Raw genomic sequence first — 26,082 nt, forward strand, 5'->3', positions numbered from 1 at the left:
CCACTCTCCCGTCGTCCGATCACCGACCCGAGCCGTGTACGACCCCGGGCTCTGGTCCCCCAGTCCGGGGACCCCCCGCTAGAAGCCCATGCGCCCCAGCTGTTTGGGGTCGCGTTGCCAGTCCTTGGCAACCTTGACGTGCAGATCCAGATAGACCCGCGTGCCCAGCAGTTTCTCGATCTGGGCCCGGGCAACGGTGCCGACCTCTTTCAGCCGGGCCCCCCGATGGCCGATGATGATGCCCTTCTGACTGTCACGCTCGACGTAGAGAATGGCGTGCACATCGACCATCGACGGTCCGCTCTCGTCGGTGTCGGAGTCGTTGTCGCGCGGGATGATCTCCTCGATGACCACGGCCAGCGAATGAGGGAGTTCATCGCGCACGCCCTCGAGGGCGGCCTCGCGGATGAACTCGGCCATGAGCGTTTCCTCGGGCTCGTCGGTGAGCTCGCCGTCCGGGTAGAACGCCGGCCCCGGCTCCATGAGATCCACCAGGACGTCGGTCAGGACGTCGAGCTGTTTTCCCGCCTTCGCCGACACCGGGACGACTTCCGACGTCGGCCCGAGCAGTTTCGAAAGAGCGAGGAGCTGTTCGGCCACCTTGTCCCGGGTGACGCGGTCGATCTTGGTCACGACCCCGAGAACCGTCGTGCGCGGCGCCATCTCGCGCACCTGCGACACGATCCACCGATCTCCCGGGCCGATCGCCTCGTCGGCGGGCACGCAGACACCGATGACGTCGACCTCGGAGTAGGTGTCGCGCACAAGATCGTTGAGCCGCTGGCCCAACAGTGTTCGGGGTCGGTGTAACCCGGGGGTGTCCACGAGGATCAGCTGGGCGTCGTCACGATTGACGATCCCCCGGATGGTGTGGCGGGTGGTCTGCGGCCGGTTCGAGGTGATTGCGATCTTCTCCCCGACCAGCGCGTTGGTCAGCGTTGACTTCCCGGTGTTCGGCCGGCCCACGAAACAGACGAATCCGGACCGGAACTCGGCCATCAGACCGCTCCGACCCGGTCGGTGGGGGCGCCCGACAGATCGGTCAGGACGGCGTAGGCATCCGGGCTGATCTCGGCGAGCGTCGCCATGCCGGGATCGGTCGACGACCCGTTGACCAGTGCGGCCGCCTCGAACACGGAGGCCCCGGAGGACAGCGCCGTCGCAAGGGCCACCTGCAGACCGGACAGTGTCAGAGTCCTGGTGGTGACCGGAGCACCCGCATAGGTACGTCCGTCGCCGTCGCGCACCGCGGCCGCCGACGTCGCCTCCGCTCGGGCGAGGGCGCCCCTGGCCAGCACGACCAGCTTCCGGTCCTCGTCGGATAGTTCGGGCTGCCCGCTGGCGGGTGTGGTCACTGTCGGTCCTTGCTCCCGGTGGTCTGGCTCGATCGGTGGCCGTGTCCTCGACGATGCGTTCGTTCACGGCTGGACATGGAGTATTCCGCACGTCCGTCGGATTCGGCCACTTCGCGGTCGGGCATGTCGGTGTCGGTGTGCTCACCGGCGGTGTCGGCTGTGCCATCGGCGTCGTCGGCACCCTCGACGTCGCGCGAGTCACCCTCGTCGGCCTCACCGTTGTCCGGCTCGCTCACCCGCCGGGCCAGGACCGTGATGATGCGCTGGCGTCCACGACGATTCGGCCCACCTTCGGCGGTGAGCAGCAAACCGTTCGACTCCACATGCGCGCCCGGCAGCGGGACGCGCCCGAGCTCGAGGCCGATCAACCCACCGACCGTCTCGACCTCGTCGTCGTCGATGTCGACGTCGAACAACTCGCCGAGATCCTCCACCGGAAGCCTGGCCGACACCCGGTAGGTTCCGTCGCCGAGATCCTCGACCGGTGCGACCTCGTCGGTGTCGTACTCGTCGGTGATCTCGCCGACGATCTCTTCCAGGACGTCCTCGATGGTGACCAGCCCGGCGATGCCGCCGTACTCGTCGACCAGCAGCGCCATGTGATTGCGGGTGCGCTGCATGTCCGCGAGCACCTTGTCCAGCGGTTTGGAGTCCGGGATGAACTCGGCCTCGCGCATGGACGCGCTCACCTGTGACGACATCGACGGACCACCACCCGCGACGAGGTCCTTCAGGTAGACGACCCCGACGATGTCGTCGGGGTTCTCGCCGATCACCGGGATGCGGGAATGCCCTGATCGCACGGCGAGGTTCATCGCCTGCGCGGCGGTCTTGTCCTGCTCGATCCAGATCATCTCGGGCCGTGGCACCATGACCTCGCGGGCATTGGTGTCGCCGAGATCGAAGACCGATTGGATCATCCGGCGCTCGTCGGCTGCCACGACTCCGCTGGCCTCGGCCAGGTCCACCACCTCGCGCAGCTCGACCTCGGTGGCGAACGGGCCGTTGCGGAATCCCTTGCCGGGTGTCACGGCGTTACCGATCAGGATGAGCAGGCGCGTCAGCGGCTTGAGCAACAGGCCGATCGCCTGCAGCACAATCGCCGACGACAGGGAGATCGAGTAGGCGTGCTGACGTCCGAGGGTCCGTGGACCCACCCCCACCGCCACGTAGGAGACCACGGCCATTCCGACGATCGCCGCGAACAGCCCCCAGCCGACGCCGATCCAGTCGGTGAGGACGAGGGCGATCAGCGCGACCGAAGCGGTTTCGCAGACCACCCGCAACAGCACCGCGAGTCCGACGTAGGTCCCGCGGCCTTCGAGGACCGTCGCGAGCCGGCCCGCGCCTGGGCGCTGTTCTTTGACCATGTCCTCTACGCGGGCGATCGAGACGGTCGACAGCGCGGCATCCATGGCCGCGAAGATGCCCGCGAGCAAGATCAGGACGAGCGCGGCCACGACGAAAAGGGCGTCGTCGGGCACCGTCACTCGTCCTCGGTCGCGGTGTTCTCGCGCACTGTGGTCTCGGTGAACCCGATGTTTGTCAGCAGCCGCGTGTCACGGTCGGACTGGCGCTGTAGTTGCGCGAGCCGATGACGTTCGGCATAGAAGTCCTCGAGGATTCGGTTCTGCAGCCCGAACATCTCTTTTTCCTCGTCGGGTTCGGCGTGATCGTAGCCGAGCAGGTGCAGGACACCGTGGATGGTCAGCATCGACAGTTCGTGTTCGAAGGACCGGCGGGCGGTTTTCGCCTGCTGGGCGGCGAACTGTGGGCACAGGACGATGTCCCCGAGGATCGCCGGGCCGGGCTCGGCGGCATCGGGCCGCCCACCCGGAGCGAGTTCGTCCATCGGAAAACTCATCACGTCGGTGGGGCCGGGCAGGTCCATCCACTGCATGTGCATGTCGGCCATGGCGTCCTCGTCGATCAGCAGGATCGACAGCTCCGCGGCCGGGTGCACGTCCATCTCCGCGATGGCGAATCGCGCCGCGGAGATGATCAGGTCCGCCGGCGCCTCGACGCCCGACTCGTTGGCCAGCTCGATGCTCATGAGCGCCGCCCGTGCGTCGAGGCCCGACGCGCCGCCCGATTGCCGGGCAGCCGATCGGCATCACGGAGTTGCGCGCTGCCGCGTGCGCTCTCCTCGGCGCGACCGTAGGCGTCGACGATGTCGGCGACCAGCCGGTGCCGAACCACGTCGGCACTGGTGAGACGAGAGAAGTGGATGTCGTCGATGCCCTCGAGAATCCGTGTCGCCGCGGTCAGACCACTCTGCGCGCCGCCCGGTAGGTCGACCTGCGTGGTGTCGCCGGTGACCACGACCTTCGATCCGAAGCCGAGACGGGTGAGGAACATCTTCATCTGCTCGCCGGTGGTGTTCTGGGCCTCGTCGAGGATGATGAAGGCGTCATTCAACGTCCTTCCGCGCATATATGCGAGCGGTGCCACCTCGATGACGCCGGCGGCCATCAGCTTCGGGATCGATTCGGGGTCCATCATGTCGTGCAGCGCGTCGTACAACGGCCGCAGATAGGGGTCGATCTTCTCGCTGAGCGTCCCGGGCAGGAAGCCTAGCCGCTCACCCGCCTCCACAGCGGGTCGGGTCAGGATGATGCGGTTGACCGACTTGGACTGCAGTGCCTGGACGGCCTTGGCCATGGCCAGGTAGGTCTTGCCGGTTCCGGCGGGACCGAGCCCGAACACGATGGTGTGATTGTCGATCGCGTCGACGTATTTCTTCTGGTTCAGGGTCTTCGGGCGGATCGTCTTGCCGCGTCGCGAGAGGATGTCCAGCGACAGCACGTCGGCGGGCGATTCACCGGCTCCTTCGGAGAGCATCGACACACTGTGTCGGACCAGGTCGGGGGTCAGCGGGGTGCCCCGGCCGACCAGATCGACGAGTTCGGCGATGACGCGCTCCGAGGCCGCGACGTCGGCGGGCGTCCCTGTCAGCGTGACCTGGTTGCCGCGCACGTGAATGTCCGCCGGAAGCAGTTGTTCGAGGGTCCGCAGGTTGACGTCGCTGGTCCCGAGCAGCCCGAACACCACCTCGGGAGAGATTTCCACGTTTGAGGTGACTGATCGGCCCGCAAGAGTCCTGCTCGTCGGCGTGCTCACGTCGGGGTTGTCGTCACTCACGTATGAAATCACTCCTCAGGGGGTCAACGTCGGCGCGTCTGTTTCGCCGGGATGTTGTCAGTCTAACGCGATTGAACCGCGCACCAGCAGGCAATATTCCGCCGCGCGGCTCGGGGTGTCGATGCTCGGGACCCTCGATGGTCAGATCCCGAGTAGACGGATCGTCTGGCGGGTCGACGCGCTGCGCGGATCGACGAATGCATCGTGGCCTTCACCGGGGACCACCACGAGTTCGGCCGACTGACCCGCCGCCGTCACCGTCTCGACGTAGCGTCGGCTGGCCTCGAGTGGGATGGCGGTGTCGTCGGCGGCATGCACCGCGACCACGTGAGCGTCGAACGGTGCCTGTCGAGTCGGCGACGCGTCCCGGTATCGGTGTGGGATCTCATCGATGGGCCTGCCCATCAACCCTCGGATCGACGGCCGGTCCGCCCCGGCCTCCAGATCGAGCGCCGCCGATTGCGCGATCACCGTCGTGATGGCGCAGCGTTCGGTCCTGGCCCCGAGCTGCGCGACCGACCACACGGCCAGCTGACCGCCGGCCGAATGTCCCACGACGGCCACCGCACCCCAATCGACCTGCTTCTCGAGGTCGGCGGGCAGGGCGGTCCGGACCGGGTCGTCGAGCGCACGCAGAGCGGCCACCACATCCCGTCCGGTCGACGGCCAACCGCCACCGTCCTCGCCCACCCGGCGGTATTCGATGTTCCAGACGACGGCTCCTCGTTCGGCGAACTGACGTGCGATCGCGGTCTCGATCGTGAGACCGAACTCCGTGGTCCAGTAACCGCCGTGGATCAGCACGACCGGGCGTACGGTCGCGGTCGGTTCGACTCCGTCGACCGGCTGATACACATGCCCGAATTGTGATCGCGCACTGCCGTATTCGACCTTCGTCCGGTGCACCGCACACCGCTTGCGCACGCTCATCGGATCGCCCACCGGTCGGTCAGCACACCGATCGCGCCGAGCGCGACCGCCGCCGCGGTCGATGTGCGCAGCACCTCGGGGCCGAGGATCACCGACGTCGCACCGAGCGCCGTGAAGTCGGCGATCTCGGCATCGTCGAGGCCGCCCTCCGGACCGACGACGAGAATCACCTCGGGCGCTTCGGAGAGGGCGAGCTCCCGAAGCGGGATCGCGCCGTGTTCATGCAGGACGGCGACCACGCCTCCGGCCGCGATGACGTCGGCACAGCGGGCGCGCACATCGGTCGTCGAGGACAGCGGCGCGATCTCCGGAATCCAGGATCGCCGACTCTGCTTGGCCGCGGCCGACGCGGCGGCGGCCCACTTCACTCGGCCCTTGTCTGCCTTACCGGTCCACCGGGCGACGCATCGGGCGGCCTGCCAGGGCACGATCTCGTCGGCACCCGCCTCGGTCGCGAGGTCGACGGCCAACTCGGAGCGCTCCGATTTCGGCAGCGCCTGCACCACCGTGACCCGGGGGCGCGGCGGTTGTGCCTGGGCGCAGGTGTGCGCCCGGGCGATCAGGGTGTCCTTCGCGGTGATCTCACTCACCTCGCACAGTGCGGTGCAACCGCGCCCGTCACCGACGATCAGTTCCTCACCGACGGCGAGTCGGGTGACGGTCACGGCATGTCGTCCCTCGGGACCCGACAGCGTCACGTCGGAACCGGCGCGCGGCACCTCGTCGATCCAGAACAGCGGTGGACTCACGCGGGCGCCCGGTGTCAGCGTCCGGCGAAGGCGTTGCGCAGTCTCGAGAACAGTCCGCCCGTCGCCGCACCTGCCGCCGACGTCACGACCTCCGGCTGATCGTCGGAGGTCTGCCGGAAGGCACGCATGGCCTCGGCCTGCGCCGAATCGAGTTTGGTCGGCACGACCACATCGAGATGGGCATGCAGGTTTCCGCGCACCCCGGTGTTCAGGTGGGGCATCCCCTGCCCCCTCACCCGGACCACCTGGCCGGGCTGTGTGCCCGGCGCGATGGTCACCCGAGCCGTGCCGTCGAGGATCGTGTCGACGTCGATCTCGCTGCCCAGGGCGGCATCCGCGATCGGGACCCGGATGGTGCAGTGCAGGTCGTCCTTGTCGCGGACGAAGACATCGTGGGGGCGCTCGGTGACCTCCACGTACAGGTCACCGGCCGGTCCGCCACCCGGGCCGACCTCACCCTGGCCGGAGAGTCGTACGCGCATGCCGCTCTCGATCCCGGCCGGGATCTTCACGGTCATCGTGCGACGGGACCGTACCCGGCCGTCGCCGCCACACTTGCGGCACGGATCGGGGATGATCTCGCCGACACCGTGACAGGTCGGGCACTCGCGGACGGTCATGACCTGACCGAGGAACGAGCGCTGCACCGCCTGGATCTCGCCCGCACCCTTACAGGTGTCGCAGCTGACCGCCTTGGAATCGCCGTGCGCGCCCGATCCCTTGCACAGATCGCAGAGGATCGCGGTGTCGACGGTGATCTCCTTGTTGACCCCGGCGGCGCATTCCTCGAGATCGAGTTCGACGGCGACGAGAGCCGGCTCACCGGGTTGCACCCGGCTCCGCGGGCCACGGCCGGAACCGAATCCTCCACCGAAGCCGCCGCCCCCGGAACCGAAGAACGCCTCGAACACGTCGCCGAGACCCCCGCCGGCGAAGCCCCCGCCACCGAAACCACCTGCACCGGGGCCCGCGAGCGGGTCGCCGCCGGCATCGACGATGCGGCGCTTCTCGGGATCGGTCAGCACCTCGTATGCGGTGCTGACCTCCTTGAAGCGCTCCTCTTCGCCGGGGTTGACGTCGGGGTGAAGCTCGCGCGCCTTCTTGCGATATGCGCGTTTGATCTCCTGGTCGGTGGCACCTTTCGCCACTCCCAGGATTCCGTAGTAATCACGTGCCACGGTCGTCTCGGTCCTGTCGTCTCACACTTGGTCACACTGGCGCGGGGTGTCGGCGCTTCATCCGGCCCGGGCCGCACGTGGCGGCCGCACGGGTCATCGGTCGGCCAACACCTCGCCGACATACTTGGCAACGGCTGCGACAGACGCAATTGTTCCCGGGTAGTCCATGCGTGTGGGGCCCACCACGCCGACGCCGCCGAACACCGTGCCCGATGCACCGTACCCTGTCGAGACCACGGCGGTGCCACGCAGGTTCTCGGTCTGCGTCTCTTCTCCGATCTGGACTGTGACCCCGCCCATCCGTTGACTCGTGGCGAGCAGCTTGAGGACCACCACCTGTTCTTCGAGTGCGTCCAGCACGGAGTCCATGCCGCCGCCCACCGGCGTGAAGTCGGCAGCCGACCGGGCCAGATTCGACGTGCCGCCCAGGACCAGACGGTCGTCGCCCCGTTGCACGAGTGTCTCGACCAGGACGGTCGCCACGTTTATCGCCGCGTCGCGGATGTCGTGCGGGGCGTCGTTGGCCAATTCGGCCACGGCGGCCGACGCCTCCTCGAGCCGCTTGCCGTGCAGCGCCGCCGAGAACATGTCGCGGAGCCGCACATAGTCGGCCTCGGCCAGATCGTCGGCCAACGCCACCATGCGCTGTTCCACGCGACCGGTGTCGGTGATCACCACGAGCAGCAGGCGCGAGGGCGAGAGGGAGACCACCTCGAGATGGCGGACCGTGGCCGTCGACAGCACCGGGTACTGGATCACCGCGACCTGCCGGGTGAGCTGGGCGAGCAGTTTGACCGACCGCCGCAGCACGTCGTCGAGGTCGACGCCGGAGTCCAGGACGGACAGGATGGCACGACGTTCGGCCGCCGACAGCGGTTTGACCTCGCTGATCCGGTCGACGAACATCCGGTAGCCCTTGTCGGTGGGGACGCGCCCGGAACTGGTGTGTGGTTGCGCGATGTAGCCCTCGGCCTCCAACACCGCCATGTCATTGCGCACGGTGGCGCTGGAGACGCCGAGCTGATGACGGTCCACTATGGCCTTGGAACCGATGGGCTCCTGGGTGGCAACGAAATCCGTGACGATGGCACGCAAGATCTCGAATCGTCGATCGTCCGTGCTCGACATGCGACCCACCTCCCGAACGTGCACTCTGCCATACAGTAGGTGACATCCATCTTACGAACCGCACGACGATTCACGCCGAATCCGGGCGCGTCGGAATCTCAGGAAAGTGCTCGATGATCTTCAAGGGGGTACGGGAGGGCAGGCCCTATCCCGACCATGGCTTGTCCACGAAGGGGTGGGCGAAGATCCCCCCGCGCCAGTTCCGTCTCGACGAACTGATCACGGTGACCACCGTCCTGGCGCTCGACAAGCTGCTGAGCGAGGACTCCACGTTCTACGGCGACCTGTTCTCGCACGTGGTCCGTTGGCGCGGCGACCTGTATCTGGAGGACGGTCTGCACCGTGCGGTGCGCTCCGCGTTTCGCAATCGGCACATCATCCACGCGCGGATGCTCGACCTCGACGCCATGGATCTCGCATCATCGGCGGCCTCGTTGGAGGAACAACTCGACAGCGGTCGCCTGCCGTCGCCGGGTCGCGCCCCGACACCGGGCGCACACCGGGTCGGCAGGAGCACCGGTTGGACCCTGCCGCCGTCGAATCCCACACCACAGAACCCCACACCACCGAACCCCACGCCACCGAACCCCGCGCCACCGAGCTGGTGAGACCGACGGGGTCCTCGTCCCAGCTCACCCCGCGAACAGGATCTCCCGCACCACCCGATCGGCCAACAGCCGACCCGCGTCGGTCAGCACCAGTCGGGCACCCACCGAACCGATGTGCTCGAGCAGCCCGTCGTCGACGAATTGCGCGGCCCGCTGATATTCATCCGGCGTGAGTTCCTCGACGGCGAGCCCCCCGCGGCAGCGCGCGGTCAGCATCACCGACTCGACATGTCGGTCCTCGGCCGTGAGCACCTCGTGGCCACCGATCGGAAGCTGTTCGGCGGCAAGTGCATCCGCGTAACGGGCCGGATGCTTGTGATTCCACCACCGCACTCCGTTGACGTGGGAGTGGGCGCCGGGACCGATGCCCCACCAGTCGTGGCTGTGCCAGTAGGCGACGTTGTGCCGGCACCGTCCGGCATCGGTTCGCGCCCAGTTCGACACCTCATACCAGTCGAATCCGTCGGCCCGCAGCCGGTCGTCGAGGATCTGGTAGCGGTCGGCGAGTACATCGTCGTCGGGCGCGGGTAGCTCACCCCGCCGGATGCGGCGGGCCAGTGCCGTGCCGTCCTCGACGATGAGGGCATAGGCGGAGACGTGATCGACCGGGGTCGAGAGGACCGCATCGACGCTGGTGTGCAGGTCGTCGTCGGTTTCCCCCGGGGTTCCATAGATCAGGTCGAGGTTGATGTGGTCGAAGCCGGCCGCGGCGGCCTCCCGCGCGGCCGCCAGCGCGCGCCCGGGGGTGTGTGTTCGGTCGAGGGTGGCGAGGACGTGAGCAGACGCGGACTGCATTCCCAGCGAGATCCGCGTGAAGCCGGAGCGCCGCAGACCGTCGAAGAACCCGGCGGACGTGGACTCCGGGTTCGATTCGGTGGTCACCTCGGCGTCGGCGGTGAGCTCGAACCGCGACCGCACCGCATCGAGCAGCCTGGCCAGTCCGTCGGTGCCGAGCAGCGACGGCGTCCCACCGCCGACGAAGATCGTCGACACCGGTCGCACGGGATCGAGCAGACGCGCGGCCGCTTCCAGCTCGCGCTCGACCGCCGCCTGCCACGATTCCGGCGACGAGGAACTCCCCAACTCCCCCGCCGTGTAGGTGTTGAAGTCGCAATATCCACACCGCGTTGCGCAGAAAGGCACATGCAGGTACATGCCGAGCGGGGTCGCGGGGTCGACGGCGCCACATGCGACTTCGACGGCGTCGTCGACTGCCGGCTCGCTCTCGACCTTCATATCTCCATCATGCGCGTCTCGTCGACGCGCACAGCACGGGCGTCGCCACACGACAGGTTGCTCGTCGGTCCACCACCGCATCACTCGGCCATCGCACCCCCGCCACCAGACCACGGGGCAACTTCTCGATGGCCGCATCCGGAATAGACGTCCGCCCCGGCGCCTTGAGACAGACAAGCAGACCTCACAATGGGCCTTTGCCTCACCGTGAGGGAAAATAAACCCAAGTAGACGCGGCAAGGGTGATCGTGGCACTATGAACGGCGTGACTTCCCCAGGGGTGTGGCTCGCAGCTCGACGCCACATTGATTTCAAGCGCGTCTGCAGCGCATTCTGTCGTCCTTAGACGACGTGCTCCCCTGTCGTCCCCGGACGACGGTCAGGCCCTGAGAAGTTCCCGCTCTTTCCGCGGGTATGCCGCACGTTTCCAGCCCACCTTTTCGTGACTGCTGACGTGTGCGCGCGTCGGCTCAGGAGACTTCATGACGTCCACCACCGACGATCTTTCCGTGACCACTTCCGACGTGACCACTTCCGACGCGACCACTTCCGACGCGGCGGAGAACGCGCCCGCTGGGTCCGACGGTCACGCCGCCCGAGCGACGCCCGCCACTCCGCGCGGCGAACGCCCGGCCCGCAAGGCGCGTCCGACCAAGCGTCGCGCCGAAGGCCAGTGGAAGCTCGGCTATCGAGAGCCACTGAACCCCAACGAGCAGGTCAAGAAGGACGACAACCCGCTCAACGTGCGGGCCCGGATCGAGAACATCTACTCCAAGCAGGGTTTCGATTCGATCGACAAGCAGGACCTGCGTGGCCGTATGCGCTGGTGGGGGCTCTACACCCAGCGCGCCGAGGGCTACGACGGCACCTGGACCGGCGACGAGAACATCGACATCCTCGAGGACGACCACTTCATGATGCGCATCCGCTGCGATGCGGGCGCACTGAACGTGGAGCAGCTCCGCACCCTCGGCCAGATCTCGACCGAATTCGCCCGGGACACCGCCGACCTCTCCGACCGCGAGAACGTCCAGTACCACTGGATCCGCATCGAGGACGTCCCGACGATCTGGGAGCGGATCGAAGCCGTCGGCCTGAAGACCACCGAGGCCTGCGGCGACTGCCCTCGCGTGGTGCTCGGCTCTCCGCTCGCCGGAGATGCCGTGGACGAGGTGCTCGACCCGACCTCGGCGATCGACGAGATCGTGCGCCGCTACATCGGTGACCCGCAGTACTCGAACCTGCCGCGCAAGTTCAAGACAGCCATCTCCGGACTTCAGGACGTCTCCCACGAGACCAACGACGTCGCGTTCATCGGGGTGAATCATCCCGAGCACGGACCGGGTCTGGACCTCTGGGTCGGCGGCGGCCTGTCCACCAACCCGATGCTCGCGCAGCGGGTCGGCGCATGGATTCCGCTCGACGAGGTGCCCGATGTGTGGGAGGGCGTCGTCGCCATCTTCCGCGACTACGGATACCGCCGGCTGCGGGCCAAGGCACGCCTGAAGTTCCTCATCAAGGACTGGGGCATCGAGAAGTTCCGACAGGTCCTCGAAGACGAGTACCTGGGCCGCAAGCTGATCGACGGCCCGGCCCCCGAACCACTCACCCGTCCCCGCGATCACGTCGGCGTGCAGCGACTGAAGAACGGGCTGAACTCGGTCGGCTTCGCAGCCGTCGCCGGTCGCGTCTCCGGGACGATCCTCACCGCGGTCGCCGACGCCGCCGAGCGTGCCGGCTCCGACCGCATCCGCTTCACGCCGTACCAGAAGCTGGTCGTCCTCGACGTGCCGGACGACAAGGTGGAGCAGATCATCTCCGAGGTCGGTGCGCTCGGCCTGTCCGCCCGGCCGTCGAACTGGCGTCAGAACCTGATGGCCTGCAGCGGCATCGAGTTCTGCAAGCTGTCGTTCACCGAGACGCGCAAGCGTTCACAGCGGCTCGTGCCCGAGCTCGAGGAGCGCCTGGCCGACATCAATTCCGCCCTCGACCTACCGATCACCGTCAACATCAACGGTTGCCCCAACTCCTGCGCCCGGTCGCAGGTCGCCGACATCGGCTTCAAGGGTCAACTCGTCGAGGACGAGAACGGCAACCAGACCGAGGGCTTCCAGGTGCACCTCGGTGGAAGCCTGGGCCAGGACGCCGGATTCGGCCGCAAGCTGCGCCAGCACAAGGTTCTCTCCACCGAGCTCGGCGATTACATCGACCGTGTGGTGCGCAACTTCGTGGAGCAGAAGGAAGACGGAGAGCGGTTCGCACAGTGGGCCGTTCGCGCGGATGAGGAGGCACTGCGATGAGTACGCCGACAGAGACCACCACCGGTCGCCGCTTCAGCGAAGCCGAGCTCCGCGCGATCGCCGAGAAGGGCGCACGCGATCTCGGCGACGACGCGAGCCCGGCGGAGTTGCTGCGCTGGACCGCGGAGACCTTCGGCGACAACTTCGTCGTCGCCTCCAACATGCAGGACGCCGCGCTCGTCGACCTGGCCAGCAAGAACGTCGAAACCGAGTTGCTGAACGGCGAAAAGCTCAAGGTGCTCTTCCTCGACACCGGCTACCACTTCGCCGAGACGATCGGTACCCGCGACGCGGTCGAGCAGGTGTACGGCGTGGACATGGTCAACCTCACCCCGGAGCACAGCGTCGCCGAGCAGGATGCACTGTTGGGGCGCAACCTGTTCGCCAGCGATCCGGGCGAGTGCTGCCGACTGCGCAAGGTGGTTCCGCTCAAGAGCGGCTTGTCGCACTACGACGCCTGGGTCACCGGTATCCGCCGCGTCGAGGCGCCGACTCGCGCGAATGCTCCCCTCATCTCCTTCGACGAGGGCTTCGGGCTGGTGAAGATCAACCCGATCGCAGCATGGTCGGACGAGACCATGCAGGACTACATCGATTCCAACGGTGTGCTGGTCAACCCACTCGTCGACGACGGCTATCCGTCGATCGGCTGCGCGCCGTGCACTGCCAAACCCGAACCCGGATCCGATCCGCGCAGCGGCCGCTGGGCCGGCCGCGCCAAGACAGAATGTGGGCTCCACGCATGACCATCGCCGACACCTCCACCACCCCGTTCGTCGAGACAGCCGACGATTTCACCACTCTCGACGCCCTCGAGTCCGAGGCGATCCACATCTTCCGTGAGGTCGCAGGCGAGTTCGAACGTCCGGTGATCCTGTTCTCCGGCGGCAAGGACTCCACGCTGCTGCTCCATGTGGCGCTCAAGGCGTTCTGGCCGGCCCCGCTGCCCTTCTCGCTGTTGCACGTCGACACCGGGCACAACCTGCCCGAGGTCCTCGAGTTCCGCGACCAGGTGGTCGACCGGTACAACCTGCGGCTGCACGTCGCCAAGGTCGAGGACTATCTGGACGACGGGCGACTGACCGAGCGTCCCGACGGTGTGCGTAATCCGCTGCAGACCATCCCGCTGCTCGACGCGATCACCGAGAACCGCTTCGACGCCGTCTTCGGCGGTGGGCGCCGCGACGAGGAGCGTTCCCGCGCGAAGGAGCGGATCTTCTCCCTGCGCAACGCCTTCGGCCAGTGGGATCCGAAGCGCCAGCGTCCGGAGTTGTGGAACCTGTACAACGGCAAGCATGCTCCGGGCGAGCACGTCCGGGTCTTCCCGTTGTCGAACTGGACCGAGCTCGACGTGTGGCGCTACATCGCCCGTGAGCAGGTGATGCTCCCGCAGATCTACTACGCGCACCAGCGTGACGTGTTCCTGCGCGACGGCATGTGGATGACCCCCGGCCCCTGGGGCGGCCCGCGCGACGGCGAAGAGCTGCAAAACCTCTCGGTCCGCTACCGCACCGTCGGCGACGGTTCCTCCACCGGCGCCGTGCTGTCCGATGCCGCCGACAACGAAGCCGTCCTGGCCGAGGTCGCCGCCTCTCGGCTGACCGAACGTGGCGCGACCCGCGGCGACGACCGCGTCTCCGAGGCCGCCATGGAAGACCGTAAACGCGAAGGATATTTCTGATGACTGACGCTTCGATCGGGCACTCCCCCGACCTCCTGCGCATCGCCACGGCCGGAAGCGTCGACGACGGCAAGTCCACGCTCGTGGGCCGTCTTCTCTACGACACCAAGTCCGTCCTCGCCGACCAGATCGACGCCGTCACCAAGGCATCGGTCGACCGCGGCCTCGAGGGACCGGATCTGTCGCTGCTCGTCGACGGCCTGCGCGCCGAGCGGGAGCAGGGCATCACCATCGATGTGGCCTACCGCTACTTCGCCACGCCCGCACGGTCGTTCGTGCTCGCCGACACACCAGGACACGTCCAGTACACCCGCAACACCGTGTCCGGTGCATCGACGGCGCAGCTGGTGATCCTGCTGGTGGACGCACGCAACGGGGTCGTCGCACAGACGCGCCGCCACGCAGCCGTGATGGCGCTGCTCGGTGTGCCGCAACTCGTGCTCGCGGTCAACAAGATCGACCTCGTCGACGACCCGGCCACCGCGTTCTCGTCCATCTCGGCGGAATTCGCCGAGCTGACCCGGTCACTGGGGTGGTCGGCCGAGCAGGTGATCTCGATCCCGGTGTCGGCACTGCACGGCGACAACATCGCCAGCCGATCAGAGAACACTCCGTACTACGACGGTCCCGCACTCATCGAGCACCTCGAAACCGTGCCGAACGTGACCGACCCCCGCCCCGTCGGACTGCGTTTCCCGGTGCAGTACGTGATCCGCCCCCGCACCCCGGAGTTCCCCGACTATCGCGGATACGCCGGGCAGATCGCGGCCGGCCGTGTCTCGGTCGGCGACGAGGTGGTGATCCTGCCGTCCGGCACGCGCACCACCGTCAGTCAGATCGACACCGCCGACGGACAACTCGCCACCGCGCACACCGGCCGCAGCGTCACCATCCTGCTCGCCGACGACGTCGACGTGTCGCGTGGTGATCTCATCGCGAGCGCGGGCGACGCGCCGGAACCGGTGCAGCAGTTCAGCGCCACGGTCTGCTGGCTCGCCGAGAAGCCGCTGCGTCCCGGGGCCCGGCTGCTCCTCAAGCACGGCACCCGGACCACGCCGGCGATCGTCGGCGGCCTCGAGGTGCTGTTCGACGAGCAGAACCTCGCGCTCCTCGACGCACCGGACACCGTGGAGCTCAACCAGATCGGGCGGATCGCCATCCAGACGGCCGAGCCCATCGCAGCCGACGACTACCAGGTCAACCGCGAATCGGGCAGCTTCCTGCTGATCGATCCGCAGGGCGGCAACACGCTCGGCGCAGGACTCGTGGGCGACGCACTGGAGCACCTGCACCTCTCGTCGACGCCCGAACTCGTCTGACGCGATTCAGGATTCGTTCGAGGTGACCCCGACCCTGCTGCTGGTCGCGCACGGCAGTCGCGACGCGCGTTTCCCGGCGACCGCCGGGCGCGTCCGCGACGCCGTCGCGGACGCGCTGGGCGGTGTCGATGTGCGGCTTGCCTATCTCGATCTCAACGAACCACTCGTGGGTGAGGCGCTCGACGAGATCACCGGCGACTGCATCGTTGTGCCACTGCTGTTCGCCGCCGGCTATCACAGCAACGTCGATCTGCCGGCGATCATCGCCGAGCATGCGCGGCCCGGCAGGACGGTGCTGCAGACCGATGTCGTCGGGACGTTCCCGTTGGCCTCCGCGCTGGCGGAGCGCCTCTCCGAGGCGGGTGCCGACGACCGGTCCGACGATCGCGTCGGCATCATCCTGAGCGCGGTCGGCTCCTCCGACCCCGCTGCCGATCGGCATGTACGGCGACGTGCGATCGAGTTGTCCACGCTGGTCCATCGTCCGGTCGAGGTGGTGTTCGCGACCAAACTCGGCAGCCGATCGCATCGGCTACGTGCCGCGGTGCGCCGGTTGCGCGCGGCCGGCGCGGACCGGATCGCGGTGAGCCCCTACTTCCTGTCGGCGGGCCGACTCACCGATCGGTTCGAAGCGGCCCTCGACGAGCACGCGCCCGGATCACTGGTCGCGGGGCCGCTGGGCGCGCACCGCGACATCGTCGACGCCGTCTGCCATCACTACCGGCTCACGGCGACCGATGCCGAGCGCGCGGCCCGTCCGGGCCTGCTCAGGAGTCGCTGAGCGCGGCCACCTTCGTCGCGCGGGCGAAGATCGATTCGCCCGCCTGCAGATTCAGCGCGTTCGCGTCACCGCGCGTGATCTGCGCCTGGAACTCGCTGCCGGTCGCGACGGCGACCAGTTCCACCCGCGTCTCGAATCCGAGGTGGACCACCCGCTGGACCGTGGCCTTGATGACGCCGGTGTCGAGCGCCGCGTCGGCGGCCGGAAGTGCGAGCTCGGGGTTGCGTCCGATGCGGATGTCGTGCGGCCGCACCAATTCCCCGTTCAGGCGCACCGTGGATCCGAGGAATGACGCGACGAACTCGTTGGCAGGCCGGTCGTAGAGGTCATCCGGTGTGCCGACCTGTTCGATGCGTCCCTTGTTCAGCACCGCGATGCGGTCGCTGACGTCGAGCGCCTCCTGCTGGTCATGCGTCACCAGGACGGTCGTGACGTTGACGTCCTCGTGCAGGCGGCGCAGCCACTTGCGCAGATCCTCCCGGACCTTGGCGTCGAGTGCGCCGAACGGCTCGTCGAGCAGCAGCACCTGGGGATCCACGGCGAGCGCGCGGGCCAGCGCCATCCGCTGCCGCTGGCCGCCCGACAGCTGCGCCGGAAATCGCTTCTGGAACACCGTGAGTCCGACGATCTCGAGCAACTCGTCGACCTTGGCATCGATGTCGGCCTTCGACCGCTTGCGGATCTTGAGACCGAAGGCGATGTTGTCGCGCACGTTGAGATGTTTGAACGCCGCGTAATGCTGGAAGACGAAGCCGATGTCACGTTTCTGTGGCGAGGCGGCCGACACGTCGTTGCCGCTGATGATGACGGTGCCCGAGTCGAGACTGTCCAGACCCGCGATCGCCCGGAGCAGCGTCGACTTGCCCGACCCCGACGGACCCAACAGCGAGGTCAGAGATCCCGCGGGGATGTCGATCGACACGTCGTCGAGGGCCGCGAAGTCGCCGTATCGCTTGTTCGCGCCGATTACCGAGATGGACATGTCACACGCCTTCCTTGTGGTGCACGATCTGCCGGGCATCGATGGATTCGGGCCCGTGGGGTGGGGTCAGATCCGATTCGGTGTCCTGCGATTCGGTACTCACGGCGAGCGTCTCGCTCGCCGCCGCATACCGCCCCTTCGCCCGACGCTCGATCAGTGTCATCGCCACCAGGACACCGATCGCCACCATCATCAGCAACGTCGCCGCGGCGTAGGCTCCGAACTCGTTGTAGTCGTCGGTGTAGCGCGAGTTGACCAACAGTGTGAGGGTCTGGGAGATGCCCGGGAAGTTCGACGAGACCATCGTCACGGCGCCGTACTCACCGAGCGCGCGGGCGACCGTCAGGACGATTCCGTAGGTCAGACCCCATTGGATCGCCGGCAGTGTGATCCGTGAGAACGTCTGCCAGCCACTGGCTCCGAGGGTCGCCGCAGCCTGTTCCTGTTCCGTCCCGATCTCGCGGAGCACCGGTTCCACCTCGCGCACGACGAACGGCAAGGTGACGAACAGGGTGGCCAGCACCAGGCCCGGGAAACCGAAGATGACACGGAATCCCAGACTCTCCACACCGCCGAACCAGCCGCCGTGCCCCCAGAGCAGGATGAGCGCGACACCCGCCACCACCGGCGACACGGCAAAGGGTAGGTCGACGACGGCCTGCAGGAAACCCTTGCCGGGGAAGCGTCCCCGGACCAGGGCGAGGGCGGTTGCCACGCCGAAGATGACGTTGAGCGGCACCACGATCACCACGATCAGCAGGCTGAGCTGCAGGGCGGCGATCGCGGCCGGGGTGGTGATCCATTCCCAGAACTGTCCGATGCCGTGCTCGAACGAACGCCAGAAGATCAGGCCCACCGGCACCACCAGCAGGATGAAGAGGTAGACGAGCGCAACGGTCCGCAGCCCGTAGCGGGTGATCGGTGAGAGTTTCACTGGTCGCGCTCCTCTCGCACCGATTGCCGTCTGCCGACGAACCGCAGGATGAACAGGGCGACGAAGGCGATGAGCAACAACATCACCGAGATGGCCGCCGCGTTGACCGGTTCGTCGACCTCGATCTGCTGTTGGATGTACTGCGACGCCACCTGGGTGTCGCCGGGTATGTTTCCGCCGATCAGCACGACCGAACCGAACTCCCCGATGGCACGCGTGAAGGCCAGTCCGGCGCCGGTGAGGATTGCCGGGAGCAGCGCGGGCAGCACGATCTTCGTCCAGATCAGCCAGTTCCCGGCACCGAGCACGGCGGCGGCCTCCTCGACGTCGGTGTCGAGTTCGATCAGCACCGGCTGCACCTGCCGGACGACGAACGGCAGGGTCACGAACGTCAACGCGATCACCAGGGCCGGCTTGGTCGCGTTGAGCTGAATGTCGATCGGGCTGTTCGGCCCGTACAGCGAGAGCAGCACGAGGCTGGCGACGATCGTCGGCAACGCGAACGGCAGGTCGATGATCGCGTTCACAAAACCCTTGCCGCGGAAATCATCGCGCACCAGTACCCAGGCGATCAGCGTTCCGAACACGACGTTGATGAGTGCGGCGACCACCGACACGAGAACTGTGATCCACAGCGCGTCCAGTGCATTCGGGTCGGTGATCGCGGCCCAGAATCCGCTCCAGCCGTCCGTGAACGACTGCACCGTGATCGCGGCCAGGGGCAGCAGCACGATCACGCTGAGCCACAGCCACGCGACACCGACGCCGAGCGGGGACACACCGGTGAACGTCCGTGACCGGCCGAGGAATCCGCCCGGTGGGGCCGTGTCGGCCACCTGGGTACTCATTGCCGCCCTCCTGCGTTGTAGATCTCGGTGATCGCGCCCTTCGAACCGAAGAGCGCGCTGTCGACCGCCTTCCAGCCCGTCAGATCCTTGCCGTCGTTGTCGGCCGCGGTGCCCTCACCGAGCACCGCGCCCAATTCCTTGATGGTCCAGAGCTTCGCGATGTGGCCCGGGAAGAGATTCGATGTCTCGGCGATCACCTCCGGCACGACCGGCCGAAAACCCTGCTCGGCCCATAGCTTCTGCGCTTCGGGTGTGAAGAGGTACTCGACGAAGGATCGCGCCGCCGCCTTGTCCGTGGAGGTGTTGACCACCGCGACCGGGTTCTCGATCTTGAACGTCTGCGGCGGGATCAGATACTCGACCTGCTGGTCGGCGGGCGAACTCGCGTTGGCCCGATCCAGCATGATCGCCTCGTTCTCGTAGCTGATCAGCACGTCGCCCTGGCCCTGTTCGAAGGCCGTGGTGGCCTCGCGGCCGGATTTTGGCACCACCGTGACGTGGTCGCGCACCAGTTCGCTGACGTAGTCCAATCCCGCCTGCGAGTCGCGGCCACCATTGCTCTTGGCGGCGTAGGGCGCGAGAAGGTTCCATTTCGCGGAGCCGGAACTACCGGGGTTGGGGGTGACCACCTGGACGCCCGGCTTGAGCAGGTCATCCCAGTCATGGATGTGCTTCGGGTTGCCCTTGCGCACCACCAGCGCCACCACAGAACCGAACGGGGTGCTGTTGTCGGGTGCCTGCTTCTTCCAGTCCTCGTCGACCACGCCCTCTTTCACCAGACGGGTGATGTCGGGTTCCACCGAGAAGTTGACGACGTCGGCGGGAACCCGGCGGGCCACCTTGCGCGATTGGTCGCCGGACGCGCCGTAGGACTGTGAGAAGCCGATGTCATGGCCTGCCTCGGTGTCGCGGAACGCAGGGATGACGACGTCGTACCCCGGCTTGGGAACCGCGTAGGCGACCAGATTCAGGTGCCGGCTGCCGCTGGAGATGTCGGCGCCGCCGGGCTCATCGGTCGAGCCGGCACCGCACGCCGTCACACACGTGACCATCATCATGGCGATCGCCGCACCAGCCGCGGCCCGCCACCTGCACCCCATCACGAATCTCGTCACGCATCCTCCCGGCTTCGCACCCATTCCGCCCGGGCCGCGCAGTGGAGTCGTTGCCGATCTTCACTCCGTATTCACCTGGACGCATAAACGCTAGCAACGTGCTCAGGGGGTGCATGCGCACGTCAGAGCACTGATTTGGGCCCGGGCCGTCCGCCGTGCTAGCGCGTGAGCACCCAGGCGAGCAGGACGAGCAGGATCAGTGCGATGAGAGCGAGGGTCACTCTGGATCGGATCATCGGCTACAACCCCGTGCCGTCGTCGTCGGCGAAGCGGCGGCGGTCGACGAGGGCCGACACCGTATCCACCAGCACATTGAGGAGCATGGCCACGAGAACAGCGAACGGGATGACCACGACGAGTGTCACGAGCAGCTGCGGGACGAATGACAGACCCGTCAACCATTCCTCGACGCCATCCCACCAGTTGGCCAGCGATGTCATGTTCACCTCATTCCCACCCTTCACCCGAATCGGACATCGTCTCGGGTTTGACTCAGGATGAATTTAATGTCGGCCGGCCCGCTCACGGCCGAGTGGCGGCAACCGGGGCCGCTCGCAATGATATAGCCATGACTCCTCCGGAAGACGCTGCCGTCACTGCGCTACCCGTCGGCACCGTCGACGAACCCGACATGTCCGACGGGCCGCAGGACGCCACCGACGTCGACCCCGAGGCCAAGGCGTTCTCGCCCGCGACGCCGAGCCACAATGCCTTCCCGCCGATCGGTGACTACGCGTTCCTGTCCGACACCGAGACCAACTGTCTGATCGCCCGCAACGGGTCGGTGGAATGGATGTGTGTGCCGCGGCCCGATTCCCCGAGTGTGTTCGGAGCCATCCTCGACCGCACCGCCGGACACTTCCGACTGGCTCCCTATGGGGTGAACGTGCCGGTCGACCGTCGGTATCTGCCCGGCAGCCTGATGGTGGAGACCACCTGGCAGACCGACACCGGATGGATCGTGGTCCGTGATGCGCTGGTGATGGGTCCGTGGCACGACAACGAGCGACGGTCCACCACGCACCGCCGGACCCCCACCGACTGGGATGCCGAGCACATACTTTTGCGGACGGTGCGGTGTGTCTCCGGCACCGTGGAACTCTCGGTGAGTTGTGAACCTGCTTTCGACTATCACCGTGCGAACACCGCCTGGGAGTATTCGGGCCCCGCGTACGGTGAGGCGATCGCCACGGCGACCGGGACCACCACACCGGGCCCCACCCTGAAACTGACGACGGATCTGCGGCTCGGCCTCGAGGGCCGTGAGGCCCGGGCCCGGACACGACTCGTCGAGGGTGACAATCGCTTCGTGGCCCTGTCCTGGTCGCGGCAGCCTGCTCCGCAGAATTTCGAGGAGGCCGCGCAGAAGATGTGGTCGACCTCGGAATGCTGGCGACAGTGGATCAACGCGGGCACGTTCCCCGATCACCCGTGGCGCACACATCTGCAGCGCTCGGCACTCACCCTGAAGGGCCTGACCTACTCCCCCACCGGCGCGCTGCTCGCCGCGGCGACCACGTCCCTACCGGAAACCCCCGGCGGCGAACGCAACTGGGACTACCGGTATGCGTGGGTGCGCGACTCGACGTTCGCTCTCTGGGGTCTGTACACGCTGGGTCTCGACCGCGAGGCCGACGACTTCTTCTCCTTCATCGCCGACGTGTCGGGTATCACGAACTCCGAGCACCACCCGCTGCAGGTGATGTACGGCGTCGGCGGCGAACGCACCCTCGAGGAGGAAGAACTCCACCATCTGTCCGGTTACGACGGTGCCCGTCCCGTTCGTATCGGCAACGGGGCCTACAACCAGGCCCAGCACGACATCTGGGGCACCATGCTCGACTCGGTCTACCTCAACACCAAGTCGACCGAGGCAGTACCCGAAACGCTCTGGCCCGTACTCAAGGCGCAGGTCGAGGAGGCGGTGAAGAACTGGCGCAAGCCCGATCGCGGCATCTGGGAGGTTCGCGGCGAGCCGCAGCACTTCACGTCGTCGAAGGTCATGTGCTGGGTCGCACTCGATCGCGGCTCGCGTCTGGCGGCGCTGCACGGCGAGAAGTCGTATGCGAAGACCTGGGCGGGGATCGCCGACGAGATCCGGGAGGACATCCTCGAACACGGCGTCAACGTGAAGGGTGTGTTCACCCAGCGCTACGGCGACGACGCCCTCGACGCCTCGCTTCTCCTGGTCCCGCTGCTGCGATTCCTGCCGTCGGACGACTATCGGGTCCGCAACACCGTGCTCGCGATCGCCGACGAACTGACCGAGAACGGGTTGGTCCTGCGGTACCGCGTCGAGGAGACCGACGACGGACTCACCGGCGAGGAGGGCACCTTCACCATCTGCTCGTTCTGGCTGGTGTCGGCGCTGGTGGAGATCGGCGAGCTGCCGCGCGCAAAGGCCCTGTGCGAGAGGCTGTTGTCGTATTCGAGTCCGCTCAAGCTGTACGCCGAGGAGATCGACGCGAACACCGGGCAACACCTGGGGAACTTCCCGCAGGCGTTCACCCATCTCGCGCTCATCAACGCCGTCATGCACGTGATCCGGGCCGAGGAGGCCGCCAGCCACGGGACGTTCCAGCCCGCACACCACTGACCCGCGACAGAACCCCGAAATCCGCCGACAGAACCCGCAATCGCGCCGAGAGAACCCGAGATCGCGTCGACAGAACCGATCGGACTCGCACAACCCGAGATCGGGTGGCGTATCTCGACCGCTAGTCGAGCCGCCACGGTTCATACGCCCGCGGATCGTCGATCGGTTCGACGTGGATCGTGACATCGAGGTGGGTGAGTGCCGCGCGCAGGTCGGTCTCGACCTCCTCCACGACATCGTGGGCGCGCTGCACCGTCCAATCGCCGGGAACCAGCATGTGCATCTGGACGAATCGTCGATGGCCGGCCTCGCGGGTCCGGATGTCGTGGAAGTCGGCCCCGCGGTCGCGATACTCGGCCAGCGCCGCATCGATCCGGGCCCTGTCGTCGGCCGGGAGCGCCGCATCCATCATGCCGGCGGCCGAACGCCAGATCAGCCGGCCACCGACCACCAGGATGTTGATCGCCACTGCGATGGCGATGAGCGGGTCGAGCGGCAACCAGCCCGTGACCGCGACCAGCAGCACGCCGACCACGACGCCGGCGGTGGTCCACACATCGGTCATCAGGTGCTTCCCATCGGCCTCCAGTGTGAGCGACCGGTGTCGTCGTCCGGCTCGGAGCAGGATCACCGCCACCGCTCCGTTGATCGCCGTCGCGACGACCGAGATGGCGAGTCCCACTCCCACGGACTGCAATTCGGACGGGTGCAGCAGCCGGTCGATCGCAGCGAGAAGAATGGCCCCCGCGGCGACGATGATCATCGCGCCCTCGGCCACCGCCGAGAAGTACTCGGCCTTCGTATGACCGAAATTGTGTCCGGCATCGGCGGGCCGCGCGGCGACCCGCAAGGCGACGAAGGCACCGATCGCGGCGACGAGATTCACCAGGGACTCGGCGGCATCGGACAACAGTCCCACCGAACCGGTGAGCAACCAGGCGAAGGTCTTCAGAGCGATCGTGAGGATCGCCGCCCCGATACTCAGGAGCGCGAAGCGCGACAGGTCACCGCGCGTGTCGCGGGCGGTCATCGATCGATCATCGGTCCCGCACCGACCGCAGAGCCGAACGCCTCCAACGGAAAACCACCCGTCAGCGGGGTGCTGTCGGCGCATCGCCGACGTCGGCCCGCTCGAGGGCGGATTTCAGCGGCGGTCATCAGCTCACCCCAACCCGCGTCGCACCAGCAACGGCCCGATCTCCGGGTCCCGACCGATCAGTTCCCGGTGGGCCACGAGCGGATCCGCGCTGTCACCCCGTGACAGGGTGGCGTCGGCGAACCGCTGCCCGTTGCGTCGACGCAACCCGCCCTCGGCGATGAACCACTGCTCGGTCTCGGCGTCGAGGACCTCCGACCAGATGTAGGAGTAGTAGCCGGCTGAGTATCCGCCGCCGAAGATGTGGTTGAAGTACGCACTCCGGTAGCGCGGCGGGATGAGGTCGCCGACGAATCCGGCCGATCGCAACGCGTCGGCCTCGAATGCCTCGACGTCACCCACGGTGTCGTCGGCCGTGATGCGATGCCAGGCGAGATCGAGCACGGCCGCGGCGAGGTATTCGATGGTGGCGTGGGCGGTCTCGGTGTTCGCCGAGGCGCGAGCGGCATCGGCCAGTTCGGCGGGGATCATCTCGCCCGTCTCGTGGTGGCGCGCATAGTTCGACAACACCGACGGGTGCAACGCCCACATCTCGTTGACCTGTGAGGGGAACTCGACGAAGTCGCGCGGCACCGAGGTGCCCGATTGGGAGGGATAGTCCACCGCCGAGAGCAAACCGTGCAGCGCATGGCCGAACTCGTGGAACAGCGTGGTCAGCTGGTCCATCGTGAGCAGACACGGCTTGCCGTCCTCGGGCTTGGTGAGGTTGAGGACGTTCACCACGATGGGCGTCGTGGCCAGCACATTCGACTGATCGACGATGTTGTTCATCCAGGCCCCACCGCGTTTCGACGGCCGCGCGTAGTAGTCACCGAGGAACAATCCGATGCTGCGCCCGCTGTCGTTTCTCACCTCCCACACCCGGACGTCGGGGTGGTAGCCGGCCAGGTCGTGCCGGCGGGTGAACCGCAGGCCGTACAACTTCTCGGCGGCATGGAACACGCCGTGCTCCAGGACGTTGTCGAGCTCGCAGTAGTTCGCGAAATCATCAAGCGGCACAGCCGATGTCGCCCGCTTCTCGCGCTCCAGCCAATAGGTGAGGTCGGCGGGACCGATCTCCTCGTCGGCCAGCGCGGACAGCCGGGTGAGTTCCCGCCCACCGGCGCGAAGCGCGGATTCGGTCAGCTCGCCGAGCAATTCGAGGACGGCCGCGGGATCTGGCGCCGTCTCCTCGGCGATGACGTATTCGGCGTGGTCGGTGTAGCCGAGCATCCGCGCGCGTTTCGCCCGTAGCGCGACGATCTCGAGGACCAACTCGCGTGTGTCGTGCTCGTTGCCCCGGGCACATCGGTTGACCGAGGCCTCGAACACCTTCTGTCGCACATCGCGATTCGTCAGTGACCTCAGCACGGACTGGCTCGTCGGCAGTTCCAGGGTGATCAGATACCCGGTGTCGTGACCGGCGTCGGCCGCGGCACGACGGGCGGCCGCGATCTCGCCCGGCGACAACCCGTCGAGGTCGGCCGCGTCGTCGACGAGAACCGCCGAGGCGTTGGTGTCGTCGAGGATCTTCTGCGAGAACGTGGTCGTGAGATAGGCCAGCCGCGAGGAGATCTGACGCATCTGCGCCTGGTCGTCCGGACCGAGGCCGGCCCCGGCGCGGATCGATTCGCGGTATCGCTTGGCCAGGAGCCGCTGCTGCGCCTCGGTGAGGTCGAGTTCGTCCGTACGGTCGTACAGATCCACGATGCGGGCGTAGAGCCGCTCGTCCATGGCAATGGTGTTGGCGTGCTCGGTGAGCAGGGTGGACAACTTCTGGGAGATGTCGTTGCGCTGCGGATTGGTGTCCGGCCCGACGAGATTGAAGAAGACGCCGCTCGCGCGCGCGAGGTCCCGGCCCGAGAGTTCGAGCGCCTCGATCGTGTTGGCGAACGTCGCCGCACGCGGATCGGTGGCGATCACCTCGACCTCTGCCAGCTGCGCGGCCATCGCGTCGGCGAACGCCGGCAGGAAGTCGTCGTCGCTGATCGAGGCGAAATCGGGCAGGCCGTGTGGCAGCGTGCTCTGGACCAGAACCGGATTGGCGGTGCGGCTGTTGTCCAACG

24 protein-coding genes are annotated in these 26,082 nt (G+C 67.1%); 7 read left to right on the top strand and 17 right to left on the bottom strand.

Features of this window, described 5'->3' with window-relative positions:
- Positions 1-78 precede the first annotated feature (78 nt).
- From era to hrcA, 9 genes are all read right to left on the bottom strand, one after another.
- Complete coding sequence (era, locus tag ACVT6V_RS22155) at positions 79-999, bottom strand: GTPase Era (RefSeq protein ID WP_489896252.1); 921 nt, start codon at positions 997-999, stop codon at positions 79-81.
- On the bottom strand, positions 999-1,355 hold the full coding sequence (locus tag ACVT6V_RS22160) for a cytidine deaminase (protein ID WP_489896253.1): 357 nt from the start codon (positions 1,353-1,355) through the stop codon (positions 999-1,001). The genes era and ACVT6V_RS22160 overlap by 1 nt, the downstream gene beginning before the upstream one ends.
- Positions 1,352-2,839: a hemolysin family protein gene (locus ACVT6V_RS22165; RefSeq protein WP_489896254.1), complete on the bottom strand. Its 1,488-nt coding sequence runs from the start codon at positions 2,837-2,839 to the stop codon at positions 1,352-1,354. The genes ACVT6V_RS22160 and ACVT6V_RS22165 overlap by 4 nt, the downstream gene beginning before the upstream one ends.
- Before the next feature lie 2 nt (positions 2,840-2,841).
- Entirely contained in the window at positions 2,842-3,408 is a 567-nt protein-coding gene (gene ybeY / locus ACVT6V_RS22170; protein ID WP_489896255.1) for an rRNA maturation RNase YbeY, read from the bottom strand.
- Positions 3,405-4,496: a PhoH family protein gene (locus ACVT6V_RS22175; protein WP_489896256.1), complete on the bottom strand. Its 1,092-nt coding sequence runs from the start codon at positions 4,494-4,496 to the stop codon at positions 3,405-3,407. Before ACVT6V_RS22175 ends, ybeY begins: the two co-directional genes overlap by 4 nt.
- 141 nt (positions 4,497-4,637) lie before the next feature.
- Positions 4,638-5,426: an alpha/beta hydrolase family protein gene (locus tag ACVT6V_RS22180; protein ID WP_489896257.1), complete on the bottom strand. Its 789-nt coding sequence runs from the start codon at positions 5,424-5,426 to the stop codon at positions 4,638-4,640.
- On the bottom strand, positions 5,423-6,175 hold the full coding sequence (locus tag ACVT6V_RS22185; protein ID WP_489896258.1) for a 16S rRNA (uracil(1498)-N(3))-methyltransferase: 753 nt from the start codon (positions 6,173-6,175) through the stop codon (positions 5,423-5,425). The genes ACVT6V_RS22180 and ACVT6V_RS22185 overlap by 4 nt, the downstream gene beginning before the upstream one ends.
- Before the next feature lie 14 nt (positions 6,176-6,189).
- Positions 6,190-7,353 carry a molecular chaperone DnaJ gene (gene dnaJ, locus ACVT6V_RS22190; protein WP_489896259.1) on the bottom strand — a complete coding sequence of 388 codons (1,164 nt, stop codon included), beginning with the start codon at positions 7,351-7,353 and terminating at the stop codon, positions 6,190-6,192.
- A 93-nt stretch (positions 7,354-7,446) separates the two neighbouring features.
- Positions 7,447-8,481: a heat-inducible transcriptional repressor HrcA gene (gene hrcA / locus ACVT6V_RS22195; protein WP_489896260.1), complete on the bottom strand. Its 1,035-nt coding sequence runs from the start codon at positions 8,479-8,481 to the stop codon at positions 7,447-7,449.
- Between the two features lie 113 nt (positions 8,482-8,594).
- Here hrcA and ACVT6V_RS22200 point away from each other — a divergent pair, with 113 nt between their 5' ends.
- Positions 8,595-9,089 carry a type II toxin-antitoxin system VapB family antitoxin gene (locus ACVT6V_RS22200; protein WP_489896261.1) on the top strand — a complete coding sequence of 165 codons (495 nt, stop codon included), beginning with the start codon at positions 8,595-8,597 and terminating at the stop codon, positions 9,087-9,089.
- A 24-nt stretch (positions 9,090-9,113) separates the two neighbouring features.
- Here the strand turns inward: ACVT6V_RS22200 and hemW are convergent, their stop codons facing one another.
- Positions 9,114-10,325, bottom strand: coding sequence for a radical SAM family heme chaperone HemW (gene hemW, locus ACVT6V_RS22205; protein WP_489896262.1), 1,212 nt, complete (start codon positions 10,323-10,325; stop codon positions 9,114-9,116).
- A 482-nt stretch (positions 10,326-10,807) separates the two neighbouring features.
- Between hemW and ACVT6V_RS22210 the strand changes: the two genes are divergently transcribed.
- From ACVT6V_RS22210 to ACVT6V_RS22230, 5 genes are read left to right on the top strand one after another with little or no spacing between them, the layout of a single operon-like run.
- Positions 10,808-12,625, top strand: coding sequence for a nitrite/sulfite reductase (locus ACVT6V_RS22210; RefSeq protein ID WP_489896263.1), 1,818 nt, complete (start codon positions 10,808-10,810; stop codon positions 12,623-12,625).
- Complete coding sequence (locus tag ACVT6V_RS22215; RefSeq protein ID WP_489896264.1) at positions 12,622-13,371, top strand: phosphoadenylyl-sulfate reductase; 750 nt, start codon at positions 12,622-12,624, stop codon at positions 13,369-13,371. The genes ACVT6V_RS22210 and ACVT6V_RS22215 overlap by 4 nt, the downstream gene beginning before the upstream one ends.
- The gene (gene cysD / locus ACVT6V_RS22220) at positions 13,353-14,306 is read left to right on the top strand and encodes a sulfate adenylyltransferase subunit CysD (RefSeq protein WP_489896265.1); all 954 of its coding nucleotides are present in this window, start codon (positions 13,353-13,355) and stop codon (positions 14,304-14,306) included. The genes ACVT6V_RS22215 and cysD overlap by 19 nt, the downstream gene beginning before the upstream one ends.
- Positions 14,306-15,625, top strand: coding sequence for a sulfate adenylyltransferase subunit 1 (locus ACVT6V_RS22225; RefSeq protein ID WP_489896266.1), 1,320 nt, complete (start codon positions 14,306-14,308; stop codon positions 15,623-15,625). Before cysD ends, ACVT6V_RS22225 begins: the two co-directional genes overlap by 1 nt.
- A 22-nt stretch (positions 15,626-15,647) precedes the next feature.
- Positions 15,648-16,406, top strand: a complete 759-nt coding sequence (locus tag ACVT6V_RS22230) for a sirohydrochlorin chelatase (protein ID WP_489896267.1) — start codon at positions 15,648-15,650, stop codon at positions 16,404-16,406.
- Here ACVT6V_RS22230 and ACVT6V_RS22235 read toward each other — a convergent pair.
- From ACVT6V_RS22235 to ACVT6V_RS22255, 5 genes are all read right to left on the bottom strand, one after another.
- Positions 16,393-17,388, bottom strand: coding sequence for a sulfate/molybdate ABC transporter ATP-binding protein (locus tag ACVT6V_RS22235; protein ID WP_489896268.1), 996 nt, complete (start codon positions 17,386-17,388; stop codon positions 16,393-16,395). The two genes, ACVT6V_RS22230 and ACVT6V_RS22235, sit on opposite strands and share 14 nt — an antisense overlap.
- Position 17,389: 1 nt before the next feature.
- A complete protein-coding gene (cysW, locus tag ACVT6V_RS22240; RefSeq protein WP_489896269.1) occupies positions 17,390-18,322 on the bottom strand; it encodes a sulfate ABC transporter permease subunit CysW in 933 nt (310 codons plus the stop codon).
- On the bottom strand, positions 18,319-19,170 hold the full coding sequence (gene cysT, locus ACVT6V_RS22245; RefSeq protein ID WP_489896270.1) for a sulfate ABC transporter permease subunit CysT: 852 nt from the start codon (positions 19,168-19,170) through the stop codon (positions 18,319-18,321). Before cysT ends, cysW begins: the two co-directional genes overlap by 4 nt.
- A complete protein-coding gene (locus ACVT6V_RS22250) occupies positions 19,167-20,228 on the bottom strand; it encodes a sulfate ABC transporter substrate-binding protein (protein ID WP_489900962.1) in 1,062 nt (353 codons plus the stop codon). Before ACVT6V_RS22250 ends, cysT begins: the two co-directional genes overlap by 4 nt.
- 296 nt (positions 20,229-20,524) lie before the next feature.
- Complete coding sequence (locus ACVT6V_RS22255; RefSeq protein ID WP_489896271.1) at positions 20,525-20,725, bottom strand: hypothetical protein; 201 nt, start codon at positions 20,723-20,725, stop codon at positions 20,525-20,527.
- 128 nt (positions 20,726-20,853) lie between these two features.
- Between ACVT6V_RS22255 and ACVT6V_RS22260 the strand changes: the two genes are divergently transcribed.
- Positions 20,854-22,881 (top strand): glycoside hydrolase family 15 protein, encoded by a 2,028-nt coding sequence (locus ACVT6V_RS22260; protein WP_489896272.1) that lies wholly within the window; start codon positions 20,854-20,856, stop codon positions 22,879-22,881.
- A 121-nt stretch (positions 22,882-23,002) separates the two neighbouring features.
- On the opposite strand, the gene ACVT6V_RS22265 is transcribed toward ACVT6V_RS22260, so the two are convergent.
- Both ACVT6V_RS22265 and ACVT6V_RS22270 read right to left on the bottom strand, forming a co-directional pair.
- Positions 23,003-23,911, bottom strand: coding sequence for a cation diffusion facilitator family transporter (locus ACVT6V_RS22265; protein WP_489896273.1), 909 nt, complete (start codon positions 23,909-23,911; stop codon positions 23,003-23,005).
- A 132-nt stretch (positions 23,912-24,043) separates the two neighbouring features.
- Positions 24,044-26,080, bottom strand: coding sequence for a M3 family metallopeptidase (locus tag ACVT6V_RS22270; RefSeq protein WP_489896274.1), 2,037 nt, complete (start codon positions 26,078-26,080; stop codon positions 24,044-24,046).
- Positions 26,081-26,082 lie beyond the last annotated feature (2 nt).

The organism is Gordonia sp. LMA167 (assembly GCF_058130025.1).